This is a genomic window from Pectobacterium colocasium (assembly GCF_020181655.1).
GTDB classification, from domain to species: Bacteria; Pseudomonadota; Gammaproteobacteria; order Enterobacterales; family Enterobacteriaceae; genus Pectobacterium; species Pectobacterium colocasium.
Genome location: NZ_CP084032.1, coordinates 746,828 through 768,457 on the forward strand (window position 1 = coordinate 746,828; position 21,630 = coordinate 768,457).

The window sequence follows — 21,630 nt, forward strand, 5'->3', positions numbered from 1 at the left end:
AAATGCCTCCTTTCAACCCTTTCCGTAAGACACCTGTGATAGATCCGCCTCTGGCACCGTAACAGAAGGATCGTCTGCACGGTTCTCTGTGTGTGTTTCCTTCTCTGGTTCGAGTGGCGTTAACCGGATCTGATGTGTGAAACAGGCCAATACCGCAGGCTGATGGCTGACGGCCAGCACGATCGTGTGTGGCAGCGCAGTCCTGATGTGTGCTAGCAACTGAAGCGCCGCCGCGTCATCGAGCTGGCTGGTGGCTTCATCCAGACAAAGCAGCGTTGGGCGCAGCAGCAACGCACGCGCGAGTGATAGGCGCTGTTGCTCGCCCCCCGATAGCTCCCGACTCCAGTTCGCCTTGTCGTCCAGACGAGGAATCAGCGCGGTCAGCCCGGTTTGTTCCAGCACGGCGATCGCCTGCGCAGTATCCGCTAACTGTGCCTGCGGGTAACACAGCACCTGACGTAGCGTGTCCTGCGGTAAATAAGCTTTTTGCGGTAAAAATAGCACTCGGCCAGTAGGGAAATGCCAGTCACCTTGTGAAACCGGCCACAACCCCGCCAGCGCACGCAGAAGCGTGGTTTTCCCCGTGCCGCTGGCTGCGTTAAGCGTCGCCCATTCGCCAGCCTGAAGCCTGAGCGTCAGCGGGGCGAAATACGGCGAACCATTAGGGCGCGGTACGGATAGCGCGTTGATGTGGAGAGCATGGCCTTCATGATGTGGCGCCTCTGGTACAGGCAATTGCTGTAAGCGGTGCTGGAATTCCCACAGTCGCTCAATCGTGGAAGACCACTGAACCAGTTGGCGATAGGCATCAATAAACCAGCCAAAAGCATCCAACACGTAGCCGAAGGCCGATCGCGCCTGCATGATCGCCCCGAGGCTAACCTGACGAGCGAGAAACAGCGGTAGGGTAGCGAAAACCGGGATAATCAGGCTGAAGCGGAAATAGCTGGTCGTAAAGCTTTCCAGCCGGAATTCCCGCGCCATTAGGCGCTGCCAGTTTTGCACAATAGGCAGAAAATGTTGCCGCATTCGCTGTTGCTCTGCGTCGCTTCCCTGGTAAAACGCGATTTGCTCGCTGTTATCCCGAACTCGCAGCAGCGTGGCGCGATAGTCGGCTTCTGCCCGCTGACGTTCAATATTTAGCTTGTGCAGGCGATGCCCCAGCAGGTGCGTCACCATGCTGGCTACTGCGGCGTAAACCAGCGCGATCCACACCAGATAGCCGTGTACCGTGATGGTATAGCCGACTAGCGTGAAGGTATGGACGCCGGAAAGCTGCCAGAGAATGGCGATGAAAGAGAAAAAACGGGCGGTATTTTTCAGCAGCGAAAGCAGGAGTTCGAGACTCTGTTCGATCAGCAGGCGAATATCCTCCGCGATGCGCTGATCGGGGTTATCCAGCCCTGCACTGAGCCGATAGTGGGCGTGATTGCGCAGCCAGTTCTGTTCATACTGGTGGGTCATGGTATCGCGCCAGCGGATAATTAGCTGTTTCTTGAGCCAGTTGCCGCAGATGATCACCAGCACGAACAGCAGCGTGTAGGCCAGATAGCGCACGGCCATATCGTAGATTGAGGCATGCTGAAAATAGTCGGCCAATGCGTCGTAAAAATCCCGACTCCAGTTGTTGTACTGCACGCTGATCCACACGACGGAGAGCGTCAGGCTCATAATCAGCAGCAGTAACAGCCAGAGCAAGGTGGCACGCGTGGTCAGCCAGAAAGGCGCAACCAGCGTATAAAAGCGTTTAAGCGTTTGCATAATGGATTGAGCGATGGCCTGCCAGCCGAGGCTGGCAGGCGCAGGCGCTTAGAAATTCCACTTCGCGGTCAGCATGAAATTACGTGGGTCGCCGTAATAGTTATTGCCGCTACGATGGCGGTTGTTCAGGTTCAGGAAGTAGGTTTTATCCGTCAGGTTATTGCCTACCAGATTGAAACTCAGGTTTTTGCTGTACTGATAGCGGACATTGGCGTTAAACAGCGTATAGCCGCCCTGAGACAGGCCAAACACTCGGTTTGGATAGGTTTGCGTACCCGTTTGGGCAGTCATGCCTGCACCCATCGTCCATTGATTCAGCTCACCCGGCAGAGTGTATGAGGTGTACAGCTTGAACATATGCTTCGGCGTGCGCGGGCTGAACTGTGCCGCTTTCTCACTCTCTGATGCTTCCAAATATTTACTGTTAGTCAGGGTATAGCCCGTCTGAATCTGCCAGCCTTCAACCAGTTTCCCCGTGACATCCAGTTCCACCCCTTGGCTACGTACTTTGCCTTCAGCACGGGAACAACCGCTATCAGGATCTCGGCAAACGGAACTGTCTGCTTCGGCGAGTGCACGGTTGGACTGAATAATGCGAAACAGTGCCAGTGAAGCATTCAGATCGCCGTCAAAAAACGCCCCCTTAACGCCGGTTTCATAGTTGGTGCCGGTAACGGCGGGCAATAGCTTATCGTCCTTATCGCGTGCACTCTGCGGTTTATAGATTTCAGCATAGCTGGCATACAAGGTGTAATTGTCGGCAAAATTCCATAGCAGGCCGCTGTAAGGGACAAATTTATCGCGAACGTGCAGGCTGCTGTATTCCTTGTCGTTGGTGTTGCGATGGTTATCGTAATAGTAGTCGTAGCTATAAGCACTGTAGCGGCCGCCGAGGATCAGTTTCCAGTCATCGGCCAGTTCCCAGCGAGTGGTGGTAAATAGCCCACGCTGATAAATATTATATTGCTCTCTGTAGCGGGAACTGTAGAGGCTAAGGTTAGACCAATCGGGCTCTGCGACTGAGTTGGGATTCCAATTATAGATATTGGCACTGCTCATGTTAGCAATACGGCCAATCGCGTTGTCGAAGTTCTCTTTCTGATAGTCACCGCCGAACACCAACTCATGGCTACGCCCCAATAGCTCAAACGGACCACTCGCACTGAGGTTATAACCCCATTGGTCGCTCTTGTTGTCATAGCGCAATGCGTTGTTTAACCTACTGACTCCTGTTTGAGGATCAACGCCTGCTGTTCCATTCATGATACCGATATAACGTTCTTTGGACGTACCATGCGTATAGTTAAGTGCGCTCTTGATAGCCCAGTTGTTGTCAAAGTTATGCTCGAATTCAGCGAATGGGTTGATCTTTTCGAAGTTAATTCGGTTCCAACTGGCACCCAGAAAGGTTGAGCGAGGTAGATTTAAATTACGTTTATCCGTGCCAAAAGGGACACCATACAGATCGGGTACGACATCGGTTTTTTGCCAATTAATCCCTGTAGTGAAAGTCGTATTGGGAGTGATATCCCATGCTAGTGTGCCGAATAGCACTTTGCGCTCACTGCCTACGTAATCGGTGAAGCTTTGTTTATCCTGATAAACGCTAACCAGACGACCGCGTACGCTGGCATCCTCATTGAGTGGGCCTGAAACGTCTATTTCATTACGGTAATTATCCCAACTTCCGACGCTGGCACTGACAGATGCCTGAAAATCATAGGTGGGTTTTTTACGTACCAGATTGACGGTACCTCCGGGTTCCCCGCTGCCCTGTGTTAGGCCTGAAGCGCCGCGCAGAACTTCGATGCGATCGTAAATCGCCAGATCGGGTGATTCACTGGTCGATTGAGAGGCGTTCATTACGCTATTTTGCGACGATTGGTTGACGCCATTTTCTTTGATATTGTCCATCGTGAAGGCACGCGATTCGTATTTCACCTGAAAACTATTCTGGTTGACTACGTTAATGCCGGTGGTTTGCTTCATGGCCTCATCCAGTGAGGTCATATTCTGATCGTCCATACGCTGGCGCGTCACAACGCTCACCGACTGCGGCGTTTCTCGCGGTGACAGATTCAGCTGTGTCGCGGTGTTCATGCTGCGCGTGGTGTAGGACTGAGTGCCTTCTGTCACACCGTTGCGATTGACGCCCGCCACGACCAGCATTTCATCGCCCTGCGGTATTCTCTGTAAGCGCCAGACGCCGTTAGGCTGTGGAATCACCTGAAGCCCGCTTCCTGTTAGCAGTGCCGAAAATCCGCCATCGACGCTGTAATTCCCTTGCAGGGACGGCCCGGTTTTTCCTGTCGCCAATTGTGCATCGCCGACCAGATAAACGCCTGACTGCGCGGCAAACTGGTTTAGCTGCTGGTTAAGTGGTCCGGCAGGAATCGCGTAGGTTTTCGTTGTCGCGGCGGGTGCCGTTTCCGCTGCGATTGCGGTGGAATGTGCGAGCAGCGATGTGCCGCACAGCAGCAGATGAACGGCGATTGCCAGTTTGGAAGGTGTGCGCTGTGTAGAGAAAAATGGAATCAATGCCATGAAAATTCGCCTTCTGACCCAGAGTAAAAATTGGTGGTTTTACTGTGAATCGAACGACATCGGAGAAAGGGGAACTCAAAAGAGAAAATTTTTTGGCTGTATCCGAAAAAGACGGGGGTATCAGCGTGGTTCGACTGTCACCCACCATGGAAAACGCTGATGGATACGAACCGGGAAAGCCTGCGCCAGCATGTTCAGCGCCATGTCGGTATCGGTTAAGGGGAAGGTGCCCATCACGCGCAAATCAGCGATGGCAGGCTGGCACGCCAGATAGCCGTGGCGATAACGAGACAACTGCGCCACGACCTCTCCTAGCGGCATGTTGTCCGCCTGTAGTACGCCGTGCGACCAGTCGGCATCGTTCTGCTGATTGGGCACGATGTCACCCTGACCGTCGGCGTTAAAGCGCAGGTGATAGCCCGCGTTGACCCGACGTGCGGCGGAGGCATATCTGGCGCTGGCGTCGACTGCGTGTTGGTACACGGTTAGCGTGGTGGTGTCTGATGCCTGTGCGACGCTGAAACGCGTGCCCAGCGCCTGCAAGCGCCCTTGTGCGGTCGTGACAAAGAAAGGGCGTGCATCGGCAGCAGTATCAATCAGAATGTCCCCCGCCAGCAGGGCGATTTCCCGACGCTGATCGCTGTAGCGGATATCAATCGCGCTGGCGGTATTCAGCCACAGCCGGGTGTTGTCCGGTAAGGTCAGTGATTTGATTTCTCCTACCGCGCTGTGATGATCGGCTGTCATCGCCAGCAGTGAGCTTTTTAGCGGCGTGTGACGGTAAGTCAGCCAGGACAGCAGTGAACCCGTGCTGAGTAGGGCGGCGAGTTTGAGCGCACGGCGGCGCGTCATCGGCGCAGGCTGGTGCAACAGCGTATTCAGCGCAGGCTGTTGACCGTCACCACGTAGCGGCTGGAAGCGTTGGCTGACCGTGAGCACGTATTCCCAGGCATGGCGGTGTTCCTCGCTTTCGTCCATCCAGCGCTGCCAGTGGTGGTAGTGTTCATCGTCAGGTTCCCGATCGCACAGTTGAGCGTACCACTGCGAGGCCTGCTGCAAGGCAATAAAGCTGGGTTTGTTCCGGCTGGGGTTATTCATGAATGCGCAGCCTGACCGTCCGCGTCTATTTCTGCCTCCAGCAGCACACAGTGCAACATGGCCTGCGCCATGTATTTTTTCACCATGCGTTCGGAAACGCCCAGCGCCTCGGCAATCTCCCGATAGGGTAATCCCTGTACCTGCGCCATGATGAACGCGGCGCGCACCTTCTCGGGCAGTGCGCGCAGCATGGCATCGACCTGATACAGCGTTTCGAGAATGATATTGCTGTCTTCCGCTGACAGCGCAACCGGCTCCGGCTGTTCGGCGAGTGAGGCGAGCCAGACACGCTCAATTTCCCGTTTGCGCCAGAGATCGACACACATGCCTTGTGCCATCACGCTCAGATAAGCTCGTGCCCCTGCGTGGCTGTCGAACTGGCGTGGCTTCAATAAGAGTCGTACAAAGACATCCTGCGCCAGATCGGCCGCATCGCACAGATTTCCCAACCGTTTACGCAATAGCCCCTGCAACCAGCCATGATGCTGACAATAAAGCTGATGCATATCTGCTGAGGTATCAATATTGGCTGATGACATGTCTGGTGCCTGAAATGAAGCGATAGGAGGTCAAATTTCAGGCGCATCTTAGTTGAGAATGATTTTTATTTCAATGCTAAGGAAAATGTGGGTACTGATGGAGAGAGGCAAGGACGTGTAAGAAACGTGTGGGTAGCAAAGCGGAAATGCGTCACATTCGGTAGCGATGTCGGTCGTGATGCGACTCAACGATATCGTAAAAGGCTGGCCTCAACGTCAGGCCAGCCGACAACGTTACTTAATCGCCTGAGCAGGAACCTGCGCGGCGCTGTTAAAGCTGATCTCGTTGACAGCACTCCACTTGTTCACATCGGTGCCAAACGTATCCAATTTGAAGAATTTGGCTTTAACGGCTGGAAAGGTGAATTTTTCACCGTCTTTGGCATTGCTGGAGGTGACCAGATTGTCAGCCAGCTTTTTCCAGGTTTTACCGTCGGTAGAGTAGGAGACGGAGAACTTCAGTTTACGCTCGTCCGCTTTGAAAGGAACAAGGACAAAGTTCTCAACCGATTGTTCTTTATCCAGTTCTAACTGAACCCAACTCTCACCGTTTGCCGCCCAGCGTGTTTTTACGTCGCCATCGGCAATATTGGCAGGCTTGTGGCCTTTGTCTGAATCATAAGAGGAGGCGGTTACCGCCGTTACTTGTACCGCATAAGCGGAAAGAGAGAATAAGCCGCACAGGAGCGTCGTAGCCAGAGTGTATTTTTTCATATTATTCCTCGTAGATAACGGATAAACCATGCCATGCCTGCAAACCAGAAACATGAAATGGAACATGATTGTAATAAAAAAGAAACAAAGGTTTACTTACGAGGATCACGTTGTAGGGATCTTTCTGTCGAAAAAAACGCAGGGCGAGATGGGGCGCACATTACGGCACTCGCCAAGCGGCGAATGCCGTAGGCGAAAATTGTTAGCCGAGCGGCAGCGCCATGATAATCGCGTCTTCCCGGCCGTGTGCCGTCGGGTAATAATCGCGGCGCACGGAGACTTCATTAAATCCCAGACTTTCATAAAGCGCGATGGCGCGTGCGTTCGATTCGCGTACTTCCAGCCACAGCGTCAGAATGCCACGTCGTTCCATTTCGTCGAGCAGGTGTTCCAACAGTTGGCGACCCAAGCCCTGACGCTGATAATCGGGATGCACGGCGATGTTGAACAGCGTCGCTTCATCCAGCACGACCTGCGTGATGGCGTAGGCGGCAAGTTGCCCGTCATGGCTCAGTTTGATGTTGAAATAACGTTCCCCTTGGTTGCTGACAAACGTTTTTTCCGTCCAGGGAAACGCATGGCTGGCTTGTTCAATTTTAAAGGCTTGTGCCAGATCAGCTGGCGTCATAGAAGATATCGTGTTCATGTTCACAGATCTGTTGCCACAGCGCTCGTTTGGCGTCGGCGTTTTGATAAAGTTCGGAAAGCAGAGGGCTGGAAAGCTGAACGCCCTGTAGCGCAATCGGCTCCGCAATACCCAAGCGCCAGCTATGGCAGCGTGCGTCGGCGGGCAGCATCTCGATCTGCTGCGGCGTCAGACGATAGGCTTGCGCGGGCGTCAGCGCCAGACTGTGCAGGACATCGTCCAGCAGCGGTTCATCATCGGCCAACGGCTCGGCGGAGACAATCACCAGACGCACCTGTGCGGGCAGACTGACGGCGATTTCGCCTTGCAGCACGGTTGGGCGACGCAGCGTCCACTGCGTAATTCCCAGTTGCTGTAGCAGCCTGTCACGTCTTGATTCCATGCGTTATCCTGTCTTGCGGGCGAGAAAATGCGTCGTACCTATGCTAACAAACCCCGTCAGACTGCGCCAACGTCGGCGTGGTTATTTCCTCTCCGCGCTGCAACTTCGGAGGCGAAGCGTATATAATCCCCCGCTCAATGATTAAGGAGCCGTAGCCCGATGTCCGCATTAACCCCCGCCAGTGAAGTCATACTGCGCCACAGTGACGAATTTCTTTCACGCCGTGTTCTGTTTGCCGGTGATTTGCAGGATACCCTGCCCGCACAATTTGAAGCGGCGTCGGTGCGTGTCCATTGCAACCAATATCACCACTGGCAGCAGATGGCAAAGCCACTTGGGGAGAACGCTCAATATGGTCTGGTGGCGGATGCGGCGCTGGTGGCGGATAGCGACACGCTGATTTATTACTGGCCAAAAAGTAAACAGGAAGCGGAATTCCAACTGCGTAACCTGCTGTCTCTGATGCCGGTCGGCGCGGAAATCTTCGTTGTCGGAGAAAACCGCAGCGGCGTGCGCAGCGCGGAACCCGTGCTGTCTGACTTCGTTGAACTGGTAAAAATCGACAGTGCGCGTCGCTGCGGGCTTTATCACGGGCGGGTGGATAAGCAGGCCAGCTTCACGTTGGATGACTGGTGGGACGACTATGTGACAGACGGCGTGACCGTCAAAACGCTTCCGGGGGTTTTCAGCCGTGATGACCTGGATCCGGGTAGCCGGCTGCTGCTGTCTACGTTTGAGCCGCACATGAAAGGTAAAGTGCTGGATATCGCCTGCGGTGCCGGTGTGCTGGCATCGGTGCTGGCGAAGCAGTCGCCGAAAATCCGCCTGACGCTGAGCGATGTCAGCGCGGCGGCGGTGGAATCCAGCAAGGCAACGCTGGCGGCAAATGCGCTGGAAGGCAGTGTGATTGCCAGTAACGTCTATTCGGATATCAACGGTCGCTTCGATATGATCGTTTCCAATCCGCCATTCCACGATGGCTTGCAGACCAGTCTGCAAGCCGCGGAAATGCTGATTCGCGGTGCGGTATCCCATCTACCGGTTGGCGGGCAGCTACGTATCGTCGCTAACGCCTTCCTGCCTTATCCCGCGCTGCTTGATGCGGCGTTTGGTAGCCATGAAGTGCTGGCGCAAACCGGACGCTTCAAAGTGTATCAGGCTACCGTGGGGCGCCCGCCGCGTACAGGCAGTAAAGGCCGTCGGTAATCTTACTGATTAAGGGCTGCCATACTCTCCTTGCCGTAGCGTTCTCCTGCTGCGGCATCGGGCGGGAAAATGGCATTAATAGCAGCCAACTCGGCTTGCGTCAGTGTGACATCCAGCGCCGCGACGTTTTCTTCCAGATAACGACGGCGTTTGGTGCCAGGAATCGGCACGATATGTTCACCCTGCGCTAATACCCATGCCAGCGCCAGCTGTGATGGTGTCACCTGTTTTTCCTGCGCCAATTGGTTAATTTTCTCTACCAGTTGCAGATTTTTCCCGAAGTTTTCCCCCGTAAAGCGCGGATTGGTGCGACGAAAATCGTCGGCGGCCAGATCGTCTGGGCTGCGAATCGCACCGGTCAGGAAACCGCGCCCCAGCGGGCTGTAAGGCACAAAGCCGATACCAAGACGTTCACAGGTGGGCAGAATTTCAGCCTCCATGTCGCGTGTCCACAGTGAGTATTCACTCTGTAACGCGGTAATGGGGTGCACGCGATGAGCGCGTTCCAGCGTGGTGGCCGAGGCTTCGCTCAGACCGATGTAACGAATCTTGCCTTCCTGTACCAGCTCCGCCAGTGTGCCGACCGTTTCTTCAATAGGCACTGTCGGATCGATGCGATGCTGATAGTACAAATCGATAACGTCTGTACCGAGGCGCGTCAGGCTGCCTTCTACCGAACGGCGGATATAATCCGGTTTACCGCAGATGCCGCGCGCGTGGGGATTCGCTGGGTCACGGATGATGCCGAACTTGGTCGCCAGAAAGACCTGCTCACGCTTGCCTTTTATCGCTTTACCGAGCAACTGTTCATTGGTATGGGGGCCATACATGTCGGCGGTATCCAGCAGAGTCACGCCCAATTCCAATGCGCGATGTAGCGTGGCGATGGATTCTTTTTCATCCTGTGCGGTGGAGTAGAAATCGCTCATCCCCATGCAGCCGAGCCCAATAGCCGAAACCTGTGGGCCGTTCGCGCCTAGTTTGCGTTGTTGCATTGTCGTCTTCCTCATCTCGTTGGCAGTGAGAGCAGTCTGGTTGTTTATCCAGAAAAGATAAATACCGCTTTTTATGCAACACTATTCAAAAATAACCAACAATGGTGGCGGTGATGGATCATATTCAGGCGATGCGGGTTTTTGTGCGAATTGTCGAATTGGGTAGCTTCAGCCGGGCGGCGGAGCGACTGATGCTACCGCGTGCGACGGTGAGCAACACCATCAAACAGCTTGAAGGGCGGCTGGGTGTTCGTTTACTGCAACGTACGACCCGTCAGGTGCAGATCACCGATGAAGGGCGTGTTTATTACGAACGCTGTTTGCAATTGCTGGCGGAAATTGAAGAGATCGACACGCTGTTCACGCAGCAAAAGCAACAACCCGTGGGTAAAGTGCGGGTGGATATGCCGCACTCGCTGGCGCGGGAGGTCGTTGTGCCGGCGCTGGGAGAATTCTACGCGCGCTATCCGCAGGTGACGCTGATGCTGAGCGCCAACGATGCGGCGATTAATGTGCTGCGTGAAGGCGTTGACTGTGTGCTGCGTGCCTGGCAGACGGACGACGAGACGCTGGCGACCCGTCATTTACCGTCAATGCCGCAGATTACCTGTGCGTCGGCCGACTATTTGGCGCGCTATGGCGTGCCGCGTTCGCTCGATGAGCTAACGGGGCATCGTATGGTCGGGTATTTCTCCCTGCGCACTGAATATCTTTATCCGCTGGAGTTCATGTCGGGTGATGAGTGCATTACGCGTATGTTGCCCAGTGCGTTGCAGGTTAACGGCACCGATGCCTACATCGCCAGCGCCCGTGCCGGACTGGGGATTATTCAGGCGCCGCGTCGCGGTTTACGTCCATTTCTGGAAAGCGGGGAACTGGTTGAGATCCTGCCGGAAATGTCGCCGCCCGCGATGCCGCTTTACGTGATGTATGCGCCTGGTCGCTTTCTCGCTCCGCGGATTCGGGTGTTTATAGAATGGCTTGATGAACTCTTTACGCGCAATGCCGCAGCGAGATGATGATTTTTGCAGCAAACCCCGCATTCCAGAGGAAATAATCATTGACGTGAACGCGAAAACCTCTAGAATTCGCCCCCGTAGTGATATTGCGTAAAGCAGTGTTGCGAAGGTGGCGGAATTGGTAGACGCGCTAGCTTCAGGTGTTAGTGTTCTTACGGACGTGAGGGTTCAAGTCCCTCTCTTCGCACCAACATCACTACGACGGTTCTGGTTTGTCGAACCACAGCAGTCAATCAGTATTGCATAAGCGGCATGACAACATTGCGAAGGTGGCGGAATTGGTAGACGCGCTAGCTTCAGGTGTTAGTGTTCTTACGGACGTGAGGGTTCAAGTCCCTCTCTTCGCACCATGTCATAGTAGCTTTAGCGTATAAGCTGATTTTCTGCATAAAGCGGTTTTACTGCATAAGACAGTTTTACTGTATAAGACAAGCAACGTTTCAGTGCGAAGGTGGCGGAATTGGTAGACGCGCTAGCTTCAGGTGTTAGTGTCCTTACGGACGTGAGGGTTCAAGTCCCTCTCTTCGCACCACAGATTTTTTCTGTATCTTCCTGATTTCCTTCTCTGCTTATTCTATTTTTTCCTTTTCTCTCTCTCGTCCTTTTCCGCGTTTATTGATCTTTCTGAACAAGTTCACCGTTCCGTATTGGTTTACATCGGCGTCATATTAAACGTGACGGAGAGTGCCGCCAGTCCACCAGCCAGCGCAATGCAGGATGGCAGCAATAAATAGTGGCGTAAGCGTTGATGAAACAGCATGACGAGCGTCGCCAGCAGGGCGATGGCGATAATCACTTTCAGGTGCGTCAGGTTAAGATCGAGCAGCGCTAATAGCGGCATGATGGCACAAGGCAACAGCACGCCCCAGGCACTCGACAAATGCTTCCCCATACACCAACTCACGCTCCATAGCCCGCAGGCTGTGATCATTGCTGTCAGCATTTTTCCACCCATCAAAAGTGATAATGATAACTAATATCATATAAGAATTTATATCAATTACTAGTTTTTTGACGAGCAGATTGGCGGAATTTTCTTCATCAAGGCATTAATTGGGATAGAGGCTGCTCAGATGCTGGCGTATCAGATGGATCATATTCACGATAGTGGGCGATCGTTCATGTTTACGCCAGATAGCCGCAACTTGTGTATGGATTTCGGGCATACCGATGTCATGATAGGTCACGTTATCGGCCTTAATGCAGGCAAGCGACTCTGGTACGAGCGTGATGCCGAAGCCTGCGGCGACCATCCCGATCGTTGCCGTGAGTTGCGGGGCAAAGGGGCTGGGTCTGGGACCATAGCCTGACAGATAGCAGGTACGGATAATCATATCGTGCAGTCCCGGACACACCTCGCGTGGGAAAATAATCAGCGGTTCCTGACGCAGCTCGCTGAGCGAAACCTGCGTTTTATGGCTAAGCGCATGTCCCGCGGGTAACACCAATTTCATCGGCTCTTCGGCCAAAATCTCCCCGTTAATCTCATCACTGAGATCGCAAGGTAAGCGCAGAAAGGCGATGTCGGTGTTGCGTTCTTGCAGTGAAGCGATAAGCGTTGCTGGACTCTCTTCTTTCGGTAGCGGTTGCACATTCGGATACTGCTTACAGTAACGGTGCAGTAGGGCAAGCACCGTTGGATGGAACATGGCCGACGGGGAGAAGCCCACGTTCAGGCTTCCTTTTTCACCCCGCGCAATACTTCTGGTCCGTGCAATCGCCGAATCGGTGAGTTGCAGAATCCGGCGTGCGTCCTCATAGAGCGCCTGTCCCGCCTCCGTCATTTCTACACCACGCGTTAGTCGCTTGAACAGCGGTGTCCCGATCTCCTGCTCGAATTTCTTGATTTGCTGGCTGAGAGGCGGCTGTGACATCCCCAAATTTTCTGCCGCACGCGTGAAATGCCGCGCTTGTGCAACGGCGACAAAATAGCGCAGGTAACGTAGTTCCATTCACGTAACTCCATATGTTTCCGATCTTGAAATGGCCTTCATTGCATATTGGAATTTTGTTCTCTTCCGCGTCAATCTTTATCTAAATATTAATAATGTTTAAGTAATTGGTGAGAAGGAAGGTATGAAAACGAGCGTCAGTGAACAATCCTGTGAGGAAGCCTTTGCCAGCTATGCTTATGATTTTCGGCAGCAGCATGCAGACAGCGTTATTTATCAGACCTCATTAATGAGTGGGCTAATAAATGGCGTCTATGAAGGTAGCCGAACGATAGCTGAATTACTGGAACATGGTGATTTCGGATTAGGAACATTTAATAGTTTGGATGGGGAACTGGTTGCGTTAAATAGCCAGATTTTCCAGTTGTTATCCGATGGCAGCGCGCGGGCGGCGAAGCCGGAGCAGAGAACGCCGTTCGCCGTCATGACATTCTTTCGTCCGACGGAAACGATCCATTTTGATCATTGGACGTCGCGCGAAGAGGTACATCGCCAGATCGACGAAATTGTGGGAACGGATAATTTGTTCTGCGCGTTGCGGATTGATGGGAATTTTCGCTGTGTTGAAACCCGTACCGTCCCTCGTCAGTGTCGGCCTTATAAACCGATGCAGGAAGCCGTTGAAGGACAACCGACATTTCATTTTGAACACCGTAACGGCAGCGTTATCGGTTTTCGTAGTCCAGCTTACACTCAGGGAATTAATGTCGCGGGTTACCACGAACATTTCATTACTGACGATCGCCAGGGCGGCGGCCATATTCTGAATTATGACGTCGAACACGGCACGCTAACGTTTGGCGTGGTTGCCAAACTGATCATCGATCTGCCTCAGGATCGGGAATTTCTCAATGCCGATCTGTCCTCAGAAAACCTCAATAGCGTTATCAAGTCAGTAGAGAGCTAGTCATTTCATCGGAGTCATGTCATGGAAAAGTCCACCGAACAGCAAAGCTGGAGTAGCGGAGCCGAGCTGATTGTAAAACACCTGGAAGCGCAGGGCGTAAAGCATGTTTTTGGTATCCCCGGCGCTAAAATCGATCGCGTGTTTGATGAGCTGGAAGACTCGACAATTCAAACGATCCCGGTACGTCATGAGGCGAACGGCGCGTTTATGGCGGCGGCGATAGGCCGCCTCACGGGGAAAGCGGGAGTGACGTTGGTGACATCCGGCCCCGGCTGTTCCAATCTGGTCACCGGGCTGGCAACGGCGACCGCAGAAGGTGATGCTGTTGTGGCGCTGGGCGGGGCGGTTAAGCGGGCGGATAAACTGAAGTTGACACACCAGAGTCTGGACACCGTTAGCCTGTTTCAGCCGGTCAGTAAATTCAGTGCGGAAATCACGGCCTCCAGTGCGATCTCTGAAGTGCTGGCGAATGCGTTCCGCGCAGCGGAAAGCGGCCGTCCAGGGGCGGCGTTTGTCAGCCTGCCGCAGGATATCGTCAATGAACCAGTCATTAGCCCAGTGCTGGCGTGTCCGAACTTGCCGTTGCTAAACGGCGCGCCGCATAGCGACATTGCCGAAGCGGCCAAACGGCTGCGGCAGGCTAAAAATCCGGTGTTGTTGCTCGGATTAATGGCCAGCCAGCAGGAAAACGCGCAGGCGCTGCGTCGTTTTTTACACCGCAGCCAACTACCGGTTACCAGCACGTATCAGGCCGCTGGCGTGATCGATCAGCAGCAGTTCGATCACTTTGCCGGACGTGTCGGGTTATTCAACAATCAGGCTGGGGATAAACTGCTACAACAGGCGGACGTGATCGTTACCGTAGGTTACAGCCCGATTGAATACGACCCGGTGTTATGGAATAGCGGTAAAGCAACGCTGATCCACATCGATGTATTGCGGGCAGAGATCGACAGTGCCTATCACCCTGATATCGAGCTGCTTGGAAATATCGCGATGACGGTGGATGCGTTGAACGCGTGCATCAGCGAGCCGTTTATTTTATCGGCGGGTACGCAGTCCGTGTTACAGGATCGCCAGCGTCAGCGTCACGATCTCAGTACGCGCGCCATCAACATGGCTGGGTTTGCGATTCACCCTCTGCGTCTGGTGCGGGCGATGCAGGATATCGTCAATGAAGATGTCACGCTGTGTGTCGATATGGGGAGTTTTCACATCTGGCTGGCGCGTTACCTGTATAGCTTTCGGGCGAGACAGATCCTGATGACCAATGGCCAGCAGACCATGGGCGTGGCGCTGCCGTGGGCGATAGCGGCATCACTGGTGCAGCCCGGCAAGAAAGTGGTATCCGTTTCCGGCGACGGTGGGTTTATGCAGTCCAGTATGGAGCTGGAAACCGCGGTGCGCCTGAAAAGTAATCTTCTGCATATCATCTGGGTGGATAACGGCTATAACATGGTGGAAATCCAGCAAATCCATAAATATCATCGTCCGGCAAGCGTGGCATTTGGGCCGATTGATTTCAAAGCGTATGCGGAAGCGTTTGGCGCGAAAGGGTTTGCGGTGGAGTCTGCGGATGAGTTGGTCAGCAAACTCCGTCAGGCGATGGACGTTGATGGCCCGGCAGTCATTGCGATTCCGGTTGATTATTCCGATAACCACTGGCTGATGGAGAACCTGAATATTAGTGTGCTGATCTGATATGTCGGGATCGCGCCTGCATGCAGAGCTGAGGGATCCCCACAAAATTACCCCTAATAAACCAGCACCATACTTCGGTAGGTGCTGGCGAGTTGAACTAAGATACTCTCCAGTTTTACCCGCCTTAATATTCGCTCTGAATGTCGCAACACATTTTCTGCCAATGTCAGAAACGATATCACCCTACGCTTTTTGACGCTGTTTGCCTGATAGTGGAGGTGACGTCCTTTATTCTCAAAGTGATAGCCCAATAACCAGAGGACTATCGATGCCAGTGTTGCCAGCAGGCTTAGTACCCACAGCCGCTCCCCGCTTTTGCTCCCACTCGCTCGTAGTCCAAAGCCAAATCGCTCGCTTTTTTCATCACGAAAGTTTTGTTCAATCTGCATTCTCCTGCCGTAGAGCTTCATGATTTCACGGGGCTTAAATTCATCTGTGCTGGTAAATATCAGCCACGGCTCTTTGGCTGACGCTCGTTGCTCTTTTTCCACGGTCGGATAGCCCGGTTTCTCTCTGGCACGTTTGCTTTTTCGCACTTTTGACGCTTTCTTGTGAAGGTAAAAATGTCCATCGCATTGCGCATATTTAGCGCGTGCCAGTGTGCCCGCTCCCAGATATTTTGCCTGCGCTGTTCCCTCGCAGTCTTTTACGGTCATCCCGTTCTCTTTGTCATGATGAAGGCTAAATTTAACCGTCCCTCTGATTCGACCAATAAAACTCCATCCCAGAAATTTGATATGCCGGAACCACGCGCTTTGAAAACCAGCATCGGTAATGGCGGTGACTCGGGTATTCGGCGCGATAGCTTCCGCAAGGGCGTCAAGAAAGGTATTTTGTATCAGTACATTATTTTGTTTTTTTAACGGGACAACCTGACTCATTAAAGGGATGGCGCGCCCATCACAGATAAGGCTGGCACGGAGAACATGATATTCCTTACAGGGATAACCGCTCCAGTCAACGGCGATGACGCACCACGACATAGGTTTCGTCATTATAGAAAAAATATTATTAAATATCATAGGGATATCATGATGAAGGGATGTATTACCGAGCAGACGGTCAATGCGTTTTATTTTATCCTTGACGCGAGCGGTTCCCGGGAGGTGACGCCCGATGCTGGTGAGGGAAAGTGTCGCGCCGTTCATCAGGGCAACGGTGGAATCGATAATGGCATTTTGCCGATATTGGTGCGTTGTGGCTAAAGCGTTACGGAAAAAAGTCTGGCATACTTTACGGGCAGGCATAGGGGTGGTCTCATTGAGTTTTTTGGCGAAAATCAGTAGATCATAAAACTCTATGCCTGTCCTGTCTCGTTTTCTGGGGATTCGTCAGGGCGAAGAGGGCGGGCGGGAGTGTCGTGTATTGTCTGAAAAATAAAGAACGAATTCGTGATAAAAATCATTTCAAATGACTACATGATTTATGTAATAATGGAGACATTGCTTTAAAGCAGTAGGCTCGCAATAATTTATTCACTTTGAGTGATCGCGATAAAGTCTGATAATATTTTCATGAAGTAATGTATATATTTAAAATAATTCGAGTTTCAGGAAGGCGGCAAGCGAAGGAATCCCGATGAGCTTACTCCGGTAAGTGATTCGGATGAGTGAACGCCGCCAACGTATATGCAACTTGAAGTATTACGAGCATAACAGATCGATACTAGTAACATAGTAGTATAAAAAACCCTCTCATAATCTTGAAGAAATCAAGTAAGTTATTGAGAGAGATCTGTTGCGAATAGCGCATTTTACAATGCTTGCAAATATAGCATTTTCCTCTATGTATAATAAATTATTATTTAGTAAATGTCATATATACCCCAACTAACTCGAGTTTCAGGGAAAAACGGCAAGACGTTTTTGAACAGCACTTGCGCTGACTCCGAACGAGTGAAATCATAAGGCCGAATAATAATGCGGCTAACGCACAGGCAACTTTAAGAATTACAAGTATATTTTATTATTTAAGGATGAAACACTCATGAATATTATTAACCGCAGTGCAACTTGCTTTATTTTGTCTGCAACACTCGTTCTTAGCGGTTGTGCTAATACTGGCAGTTCTCTGCTAGCCGGCATCAAACCAGATGCACGGTTGACCAGTGGTGAACAAGCCAAATTCTTTAGCGCTTCGGGTGCTCAGGGGTGTGGTGTCGGTGCGCTTACCGGTGCAGGCATTGGTGCATTAGCAGGTTCATTGAAAGGTGATAGTAAAGATGCTTTGATCGGCGCGGCTATTGGCGGCGCTGCAGGCTGTGCTGTTGGCATGACAGCCAACTACTATCTCGACTCATTGCAAAAAGATTACGCAACGACGGGCGATCGCCTGAAAGCGATGAATACCGATATCAGTGAAGATACCTCTGCGGTTGAGAAAACGACCGTTTCAATGAGGCAGGTCATCAGTGAAAATCAGGCGACCTTGACCAGAATTAGTCAGCAAAAAAGTAAGGCTGGGTTTGATAAAGCTAGCGCCACTAAAGAGTTGTCCCAGATCGATGCTAATATTAAGTTAATGAAGGAAAAAATTAAGGTAATGAAAGATAAAGATGCTGCTTATAAAGTTGCACTTAAAGCACAAGAAGCTAGTAATAAGGCAGATAAGGCCAAGTTGGTAACGTTGAACAAAGAATATGCCAAATTGAATAGTCAAATAGCCGCTCTTGAAACAGAAGCAAACGGCCTATTTAGTCAGCGTCAGGCTATTTCTTTGGGTTAACTATTTTATACCCGTGATACTTCAAGTTGTATGTGCGTCTGCTGCGGTTAACCACCTGAATACACTTAACAGTGTAAGCTCATCGGGATTTCTTCGCTTGCCGCCTGCCTGAAACTTGAATTATTTAGTGTATGTTATGGATCGATATTAATCTCGATCCATTTAATATTATTATTCTGCTAATTTTATTTTTCTTGGTTCATGGATAATGTCATGAAAAAATATGCCTTATTTGCTTCAATCTTTCTTGTCGGCTGCGCGACAACCCCTCAAGATTGCGATTTACATTCACAGGATCCGAGTTTTATTACCAAATTGAGTTGCACGACCTCAGGCGGTTATAGACAAAAGATTGATCAACAAGAACAGCAAGTGCTGCATAGCCAGCAAGAAAATAAACGCGCCAGGCAAGAGCAAGCCAGTGTACAAGACAAACAAAACGCATCAAATCAGTTACTGGCGAGCGAACAGGCTAAACTCGCTGCTTTACGATCAGAGTTGACACAAACGCTTAATCGCCTTAAATCAAGCAAAATAAAGACTAAAGACAACCAGCAACAAATTCAGCGTTTGCAAGAACTTCAACGACAATCGCAACATGCTAGCAGTGCAAGTGAGGTGGCTGCTATTGAGCGAAAAATTGCGGAAGCCAAGAAGAAGGTTGATGCGCTTGAAAAGGCAAATACGCTTTAATACAAATAAAAATTTATATAATCAATGGTAATTTATCGTGCTGCTATTGCCAACTGCTGCCACTGACAACGACGATGCGATGCTATGCAACGATTAACAAGCGCTGCGGTCATTGATGATTCTACTCTGGCAACTTATGAGAAAACGGTGGCTATCATACGCCGTTATCTCCCTTCTTCTTTGGCGCTACTCTATGCATCAGTCCGCCGTAGCCCAGAAGGGAATCTGGAATGGTGGACAGAGCGTCAGGGGCTTGCAAGACCATTTTCAGCGCTAAGCGACGCTGAACAACTCTCTGTTCAAAGCAAGCGCCAGAAATACCAAGAGATCGTGACCGGATTGATTGAACAACTTATAACCCGTGGAGATCATCAATCAGCTCAAGCACTACAGCAGCTACTCACTCATTCTCAAGGGCTGGCTTGTTATGATGTAGGTGGTGAACCTGTCTTAACCAATTGGGCCATCCCGGTAGCCTTCGCTGTGGAACCGACTCCTGTGATTGCCTCCATACCTTGGTGGCGACGCTTGCTTCCCTGGCTATTATTGCTTCTTTTATTATTACTGTTAGCACTTGCCTACTGGTGGTGTCGAGGCAACACACATACTGATGCTACCGCTCAGGTTCCGAATGCAGAACCCACCCCAGTTGTCGCCACGCAACCTGCCGCCGAGTCTGTACCTGCCAGTACCAATTTGACCGAAGATAACCCCAGCATCAATCTCACGAAACAAAGGGATTTTGGGCAAATAAAAGTCAATTTGACCTGGCAACAGGGCAAATATCAGCGTCCTGTCGATCTCGATATTGCTGCCTTTGTGCGTCTTAAAAACGGAGAGCTTGGGGGCGTCGAAGCGCTCAGTACGCTCTTTGGCAACTATGAGAAATCTCCTTATGCGATATTGCAAAAAGATTTGCGAGATGGTGCCAATCAAGATGGTGAATGGATTTTCATCAACGGAAGTCACTGGCAGGAGATTGATGAAGTACTGATTTATAGCTTTATCTACGGTGGCGCGGATAATTGGCAAGGCACTGATGCCACGATAACCCTCTATGTACCAGGGCAACCTCCGATTAGCACTACCTTAACTGATGGGCGTGATAGCAATAATGTCGCTGCTATTGCCAGATTAAAAAATATCGATGGCGATATTAACGTTGAACGACTCAATAGTTTCTTCCGCAATCGAGAGTCTATGGATAAACATTATGGTTGGGGCTTTAAATGGACGCCTGTTGCGGACAAAAAGTAGCCACATTCATCATTAATTTTGGCTAATTCAGAGCCCCAGAAGGTGTAAACAATGCGAAATTCGATTCAGGGACCGCTGCTGCGTACTGGGCATAATTCCTTATTCAAAGCGCTCGGTGAAACGGGTTATCCTGTGTTCAAGATGGCTTTCCAATTGCGTGAAGCCATTTATCGTCTTGATGCTGGACACGATCTCGCCAGGCACTTGGCTATCCCACAAAACGATCAGGGCGGCGATCGCACTGACTGGTACAGCAGCTTTCCTGGCGATATCATTCCTTGGAGCTCCGCCAACGAAACCGAGCGAGCATCCGCCCGTCATCAATTCAGTGAATTCCAAACAGCCGTCCAATCCTTAAGTGAACAGTTGCTCAATGCGGATCAAAACGGAACCGGTGGCGATCGTAAGGTATTTGCTCAGCTACTAAAATCAGTCGTACATTTTCCGGATTACGATTTTGTCTATTTGGTTGACGGGGTACTGGTGATTACCTTCTGGGGTTTTATCCACCCGAGCGGCGAACAACGTAATCCTATGCACTGGTTAGCCCCCGATTCAGTGCCAGTGCAGGCACCGCTTGCAGCAACCGCCCAACTGGCCGAACAATCAACGATACTCGCGTCTGAAACTTCCCCCGTGACAGAAAGTGTCAAGCAACCCTGGTTCTGGCAGTGGCGCTGGTTATTGGGGGGCTTATTGTTACTGCTGTTACTCGCGCTTTTGCTGGGTTTACTTCGTGGTTGCGCCCCCTCCCTCACACTGCCCGGTTTACCAGGATTGTCGGGCAAGGTTGCTGTTAATGCCTACCATGACAGCGCCTCAACGGTGAATGCGCAAACACGCTCAGATCTGAGCGTGTCGACGTTGACGAATGAAAACACCGTAGCGTCAAGCTCGGTCATAGAGGGTAAACAGCCCCCAGCCGCAATGGGAGATAAAAACAATACCATTAATGATAAGCCACAATCGCTGAATAAGGCTGAGGCGGCAGATGCAGAGAAATCAACCGATTCCGCTCAGCCAACCAATCACCCCCCTCAGGGCAATCCATCACCGCAACCTGAGGTTGCCCCTAATACCACACCGCCTGTGATACCGCCTCAAGGTGAACCCCTGATGCTTCCTCCGGCCACACCCGATGGCACAGCTCAGTTCCTCAATGGGCAGTGGCGAGCTAACGGCGGTATTCAGGATAAGCTCACTGGTCGCCCACTCCAGTTGCAATATAACTTTGAGCAAGGCAATGGCACCGTTAGCGTGCGCCAATCCAGTGGGGTGACCTGTAATGGACTTGCGAAAGGCATCGTTCAGCAAGGTACTCTCAGCATTACCAATCCAGAGCAGATGAAATGCAGCGACGGTTCAAATTTTATTGTTCCAAATATCGAGTGTAAGTCGCCAGCCGCTGGCCACACTGATTGTGTCGGCAGCACTGATGGGGACAAACCTTTCCCTATTCGTATACTTCAACCCAATACTTAACAGGGATGAT

General features: G+C 51.6%; 19 protein-coding genes and 3 tRNA genes. 11 read left to right on the forward strand and 11 right to left on the reverse strand.

Annotated features, from left to right (window positions below; genetic code table 11):
* Window positions 1–12: 12 nt before the first annotated feature.
* The 7 genes from LCF41_RS03390 to LCF41_RS03420 all read right to left on the reverse strand — a co-directional run bounded on the left by LCF41_RS03390 (window position 13) and on the right by LCF41_RS03420 (window position 7,684).
* The gene (locus tag LCF41_RS03390) at window positions 13–1,761 is read right to left on the reverse strand and encodes an ABC transporter ATP-binding protein/permease (protein WP_225086884.1); all 1,749 of its coding nucleotides are present in this window, start codon (window positions 1,759–1,761) and stop codon (window positions 13–15) included.
* Window positions 1,762–1,809: 48 nt separating this feature from the next.
* Window positions 1,810–4,305 carry a TonB-dependent siderophore receptor gene (locus tag LCF41_RS03395; protein ID WP_225086885.1) on the reverse strand — a complete coding sequence of 832 codons (2,496 nt, stop codon included), beginning with the start codon at window positions 4,303–4,305 and terminating at the stop codon, window positions 1,810–1,812.
* A 120-nt stretch (window positions 4,306–4,425) separates the two neighbouring features.
* Window positions 4,426–5,403: a FecR domain-containing protein gene (locus LCF41_RS03400; protein WP_225086886.1), complete on the reverse strand. Its 978-nt coding sequence runs from the start codon at window positions 5,401–5,403 to the stop codon at window positions 4,426–4,428.
* The gene (locus tag LCF41_RS03405) at window positions 5,400–5,942 is read right to left on the reverse strand and encodes a sigma-70 family RNA polymerase sigma factor (protein WP_225086887.1); all 543 of its coding nucleotides are present in this window, start codon (window positions 5,940–5,942) and stop codon (window positions 5,400–5,402) included. Before LCF41_RS03405 ends, LCF41_RS03400 begins: the two co-directional genes overlap by 4 nt.
* 234 nt (window positions 5,943–6,176) lie before the next feature.
* Entirely contained in the window at window positions 6,177–6,656 is a 480-nt protein-coding gene (locus LCF41_RS03410; protein WP_225086888.1) for a discoidin domain-containing protein, read from the reverse strand.
* A gap of 202 nt (window positions 6,657–6,858) precedes the next feature.
* On the reverse strand, window positions 6,859–7,302 hold the full coding sequence (rimI, locus tag LCF41_RS03415) for a ribosomal protein S18-alanine N-acetyltransferase (RefSeq protein ID WP_225086889.1): 444 nt from the start codon (window positions 7,300–7,302) through the stop codon (window positions 6,859–6,861).
* Window positions 7,271–7,684 (reverse strand): DNA polymerase III subunit psi, encoded by a 414-nt coding sequence (locus tag LCF41_RS03420; protein ID WP_225086890.1) that lies wholly within the window; start codon window positions 7,682–7,684, stop codon window positions 7,271–7,273. Before LCF41_RS03420 ends, rimI begins: the two co-directional genes overlap by 32 nt.
* Window positions 7,685–7,843: 159 nt before the next feature.
* Between LCF41_RS03420 and rsmC the strand changes: the two genes are divergently transcribed.
* The gene (gene rsmC / locus LCF41_RS03425; protein ID WP_225086891.1) at window positions 7,844–8,890 is read left to right on the forward strand and encodes a 16S rRNA (guanine(1207)-N(2))-methyltransferase RsmC; all 1,047 of its coding nucleotides are present in this window, start codon (window positions 7,844–7,846) and stop codon (window positions 8,888–8,890) included.
* A gap of 2 nt (window positions 8,891–8,892) precedes the next feature.
* Here the strand turns inward: rsmC and LCF41_RS03430 are convergent, their stop codons facing one another.
* Window positions 8,893–9,885 carry an aldo/keto reductase gene (locus LCF41_RS03430; protein ID WP_225086892.1) on the reverse strand — a complete coding sequence of 331 codons (993 nt, stop codon included), beginning with the start codon at window positions 9,883–9,885 and terminating at the stop codon, window positions 8,893–8,895.
* A 113-nt stretch (window positions 9,886–9,998) separates the two neighbouring features.
* Here LCF41_RS03430 and LCF41_RS03435 point away from each other — a divergent pair, with 113 nt between their 5' ends.
* From LCF41_RS03435 to LCF41_RS03450, 4 genes are all read left to right on the forward strand, one after another.
* Window positions 9,999–10,904 carry a LysR family transcriptional regulator gene (locus tag LCF41_RS03435; protein WP_225086893.1) on the forward strand — a complete coding sequence of 302 codons (906 nt, stop codon included), beginning with the start codon at window positions 9,999–10,001 and terminating at the stop codon, window positions 10,902–10,904.
* Window positions 10,905–11,007: 103 nt separating this feature from the next.
* Window positions 11,008–11,094: transfer RNA gene (locus tag LCF41_RS03440), tRNA-Leu, on the forward strand.
* Window positions 11,095–11,167: 73 nt separating this feature from the next.
* A tRNA-Leu gene (locus LCF41_RS03445) sits at window positions 11,168–11,254 on the forward strand.
* Between the two features lie 95 nt (window positions 11,255–11,349).
* Window positions 11,350–11,436: transfer RNA gene (locus LCF41_RS03450), tRNA-Leu, on the forward strand.
* Between the two features lie 120 nt (window positions 11,437–11,556).
* On the opposite strand, the gene LCF41_RS03455 is transcribed toward LCF41_RS03450, so the two are convergent.
* Both LCF41_RS03455 and LCF41_RS03460 read right to left on the reverse strand, forming a co-directional pair.
* Entirely contained in the window at window positions 11,557–11,847 is a 291-nt protein-coding gene (locus tag LCF41_RS03455) for a DUF1435 domain-containing protein (RefSeq protein WP_225086894.1), read from the reverse strand.
* Between the two features lie 106 nt (window positions 11,848–11,953).
* Complete coding sequence (locus LCF41_RS03460) at window positions 11,954–12,856, reverse strand: LysR family transcriptional regulator (protein WP_225086895.1); 903 nt, start codon at window positions 12,854–12,856, stop codon at window positions 11,954–11,956.
* A 124-nt stretch (window positions 12,857–12,980) separates the two neighbouring features.
* Here LCF41_RS03460 and budA point away from each other — a divergent pair, with 124 nt between their 5' ends.
* Together budA and alsS are read left to right on the forward strand one after the other, a co-directional pair.
* A complete protein-coding gene (gene budA, locus LCF41_RS03465; protein WP_225086896.1) occupies window positions 12,981–13,763 on the forward strand; it encodes an acetolactate decarboxylase in 783 nt (260 codons plus the stop codon).
* A gap of 21 nt (window positions 13,764–13,784) precedes the next feature.
* On the forward strand, window positions 13,785–15,464 hold the full coding sequence (gene alsS / locus LCF41_RS03470) for an acetolactate synthase AlsS (protein WP_225086897.1): 1,680 nt from the start codon (window positions 13,785–13,787) through the stop codon (window positions 15,462–15,464).
* A 53-nt stretch (window positions 15,465–15,517) separates the two neighbouring features.
* Here alsS and LCF41_RS03475 read toward each other — a convergent pair whose 3' ends face one another.
* Window positions 15,518–16,711, reverse strand: coding sequence for an IS4 family transposase (locus LCF41_RS03475; protein ID WP_225086898.1), 1,194 nt, complete (start codon window positions 16,709–16,711; stop codon window positions 15,518–15,520).
* Window positions 16,712–17,450: 739 nt separating this feature from the next.
* Here LCF41_RS03475 and LCF41_RS03480 point away from each other — a divergent pair.
* The 4 genes from LCF41_RS03480 to LCF41_RS03495 all read left to right on the forward strand — a co-directional run bounded on the left by LCF41_RS03480 (window position 17,451) and on the right by LCF41_RS03495 (window position 21,620).
* A complete protein-coding gene (locus LCF41_RS03480) occupies window positions 17,451–18,188 on the forward strand; it encodes a YMGG-like glycine zipper-containing protein (RefSeq protein ID WP_225086899.1) in 738 nt (245 codons plus the stop codon).
* 213 nt (window positions 18,189–18,401) lie between these two features.
* Window positions 18,402–18,881 carry a hypothetical protein gene (locus LCF41_RS03485; protein WP_225086900.1) on the forward strand — a complete coding sequence of 160 codons (480 nt, stop codon included), beginning with the start codon at window positions 18,402–18,404 and terminating at the stop codon, window positions 18,879–18,881.
* A gap of 84 nt (window positions 18,882–18,965) precedes the next feature.
* On the forward strand, window positions 18,966–20,138 hold the full coding sequence (locus LCF41_RS03490) for a tellurite resistance domain protein (protein ID WP_225086901.1): 1,173 nt from the start codon (window positions 18,966–18,968) through the stop codon (window positions 20,136–20,138).
* A gap of 51 nt (window positions 20,139–20,189) precedes the next feature.
* Complete coding sequence (locus LCF41_RS03495) at window positions 20,190–21,620, forward strand: SrfA family protein (protein ID WP_225086902.1); 1,431 nt, start codon at window positions 20,190–20,192, stop codon at window positions 21,618–21,620.
* The last annotated feature ends 10 nt before the right edge of the window (window positions 21,621–21,630 follow it).

Excerpts from the sequence above, each read along its gene's own strand:
- LCF41_RS03390 (WP_225086884.1), bottom strand. The coding sequence starts at position 1,761 with ATGCAAACGCTTAAACGCTTTTATACGCTGGTTGCGCCTTTCTGGCTG.
- LCF41_RS03395 (WP_225086885.1), bottom strand. The coding sequence starts at position 4,305 with ATGGCATTGATTCCATTTTTCTCTACACAGCGCACACCTTCCAAACTG.
- LCF41_RS03400 (WP_225086886.1), bottom strand. The coding sequence starts at position 5,403 with ATGAATAACCCCAGCCGGAACAAACCCAGCTTTATTGCCTTGCAGCAG.
- LCF41_RS03405 (WP_225086887.1), bottom strand. The coding sequence starts at position 5,942 with ATGTCATCAGCCAATATTGATACCTCAGCAGATATGCATCAGCTTTAT.
- LCF41_RS03410 (WP_225086888.1), bottom strand. The coding sequence starts at position 6,656 with ATGAAAAAATACACTCTGGCTACGACGCTCCTGTGCGGCTTATTCTCT.
- rimI (WP_225086889.1), bottom strand. The coding sequence starts at position 7,302 with ATGAACACGATATCTTCTATGACGCCAGCTGATCTGGCACAAGCCTTT.
- LCF41_RS03420 (WP_225086890.1), bottom strand. The coding sequence starts at position 7,684 with ATGGAATCAAGACGTGACAGGCTGCTACAGCAACTGGGAATTACGCAG.
- rsmC (WP_225086891.1), top strand. The coding sequence starts at position 7,844 with ATGTCCGCATTAACCCCCGCCAGTGAAGTCATACTGCGCCACAGTGAC.
- LCF41_RS03430 (WP_225086892.1), bottom strand. The coding sequence starts at position 9,885 with ATGCAACAACGCAAACTAGGCGCGAACGGCCCACAGGTTTCGGCTATT.
- LCF41_RS03435 (WP_225086893.1), top strand. The coding sequence starts at position 9,999 with ATGGATCATATTCAGGCGATGCGGGTTTTTGTGCGAATTGTCGAATTG.
- LCF41_RS03455 (WP_225086894.1), bottom strand. The coding sequence starts at position 11,847 with ATGCTGACAGCAATGATCACAGCCTGCGGGCTATGGAGCGTGAGTTGG.
- LCF41_RS03460 (WP_225086895.1), bottom strand. The coding sequence starts at position 12,856 with ATGGAACTACGTTACCTGCGCTATTTTGTCGCCGTTGCACAAGCGCGG.
- budA (WP_225086896.1), top strand. The coding sequence starts at position 12,981 with ATGAAAACGAGCGTCAGTGAACAATCCTGTGAGGAAGCCTTTGCCAGC.
- alsS (WP_225086897.1), top strand. The coding sequence starts at position 13,785 with ATGGAAAAGTCCACCGAACAGCAAAGCTGGAGTAGCGGAGCCGAGCTG.
- LCF41_RS03475 (WP_225086898.1), bottom strand. The coding sequence starts at position 16,711 with ATGCCTGCCCGTAAAGTATGCCAGACTTTTTTCCGTAACGCTTTAGCC.
- LCF41_RS03480 (WP_225086899.1), top strand. The coding sequence starts at position 17,451 with ATGAATATTATTAACCGCAGTGCAACTTGCTTTATTTTGTCTGCAACA.
- LCF41_RS03485 (WP_225086900.1), top strand. The coding sequence starts at position 18,402 with ATGAAAAAATATGCCTTATTTGCTTCAATCTTTCTTGTCGGCTGCGCG.
- LCF41_RS03490 (WP_225086901.1), top strand. The coding sequence starts at position 18,966 with ATGCAACGATTAACAAGCGCTGCGGTCATTGATGATTCTACTCTGGCA.
- LCF41_RS03495 (WP_225086902.1), top strand. The coding sequence starts at position 20,190 with ATGCGAAATTCGATTCAGGGACCGCTGCTGCGTACTGGGCATAATTCC.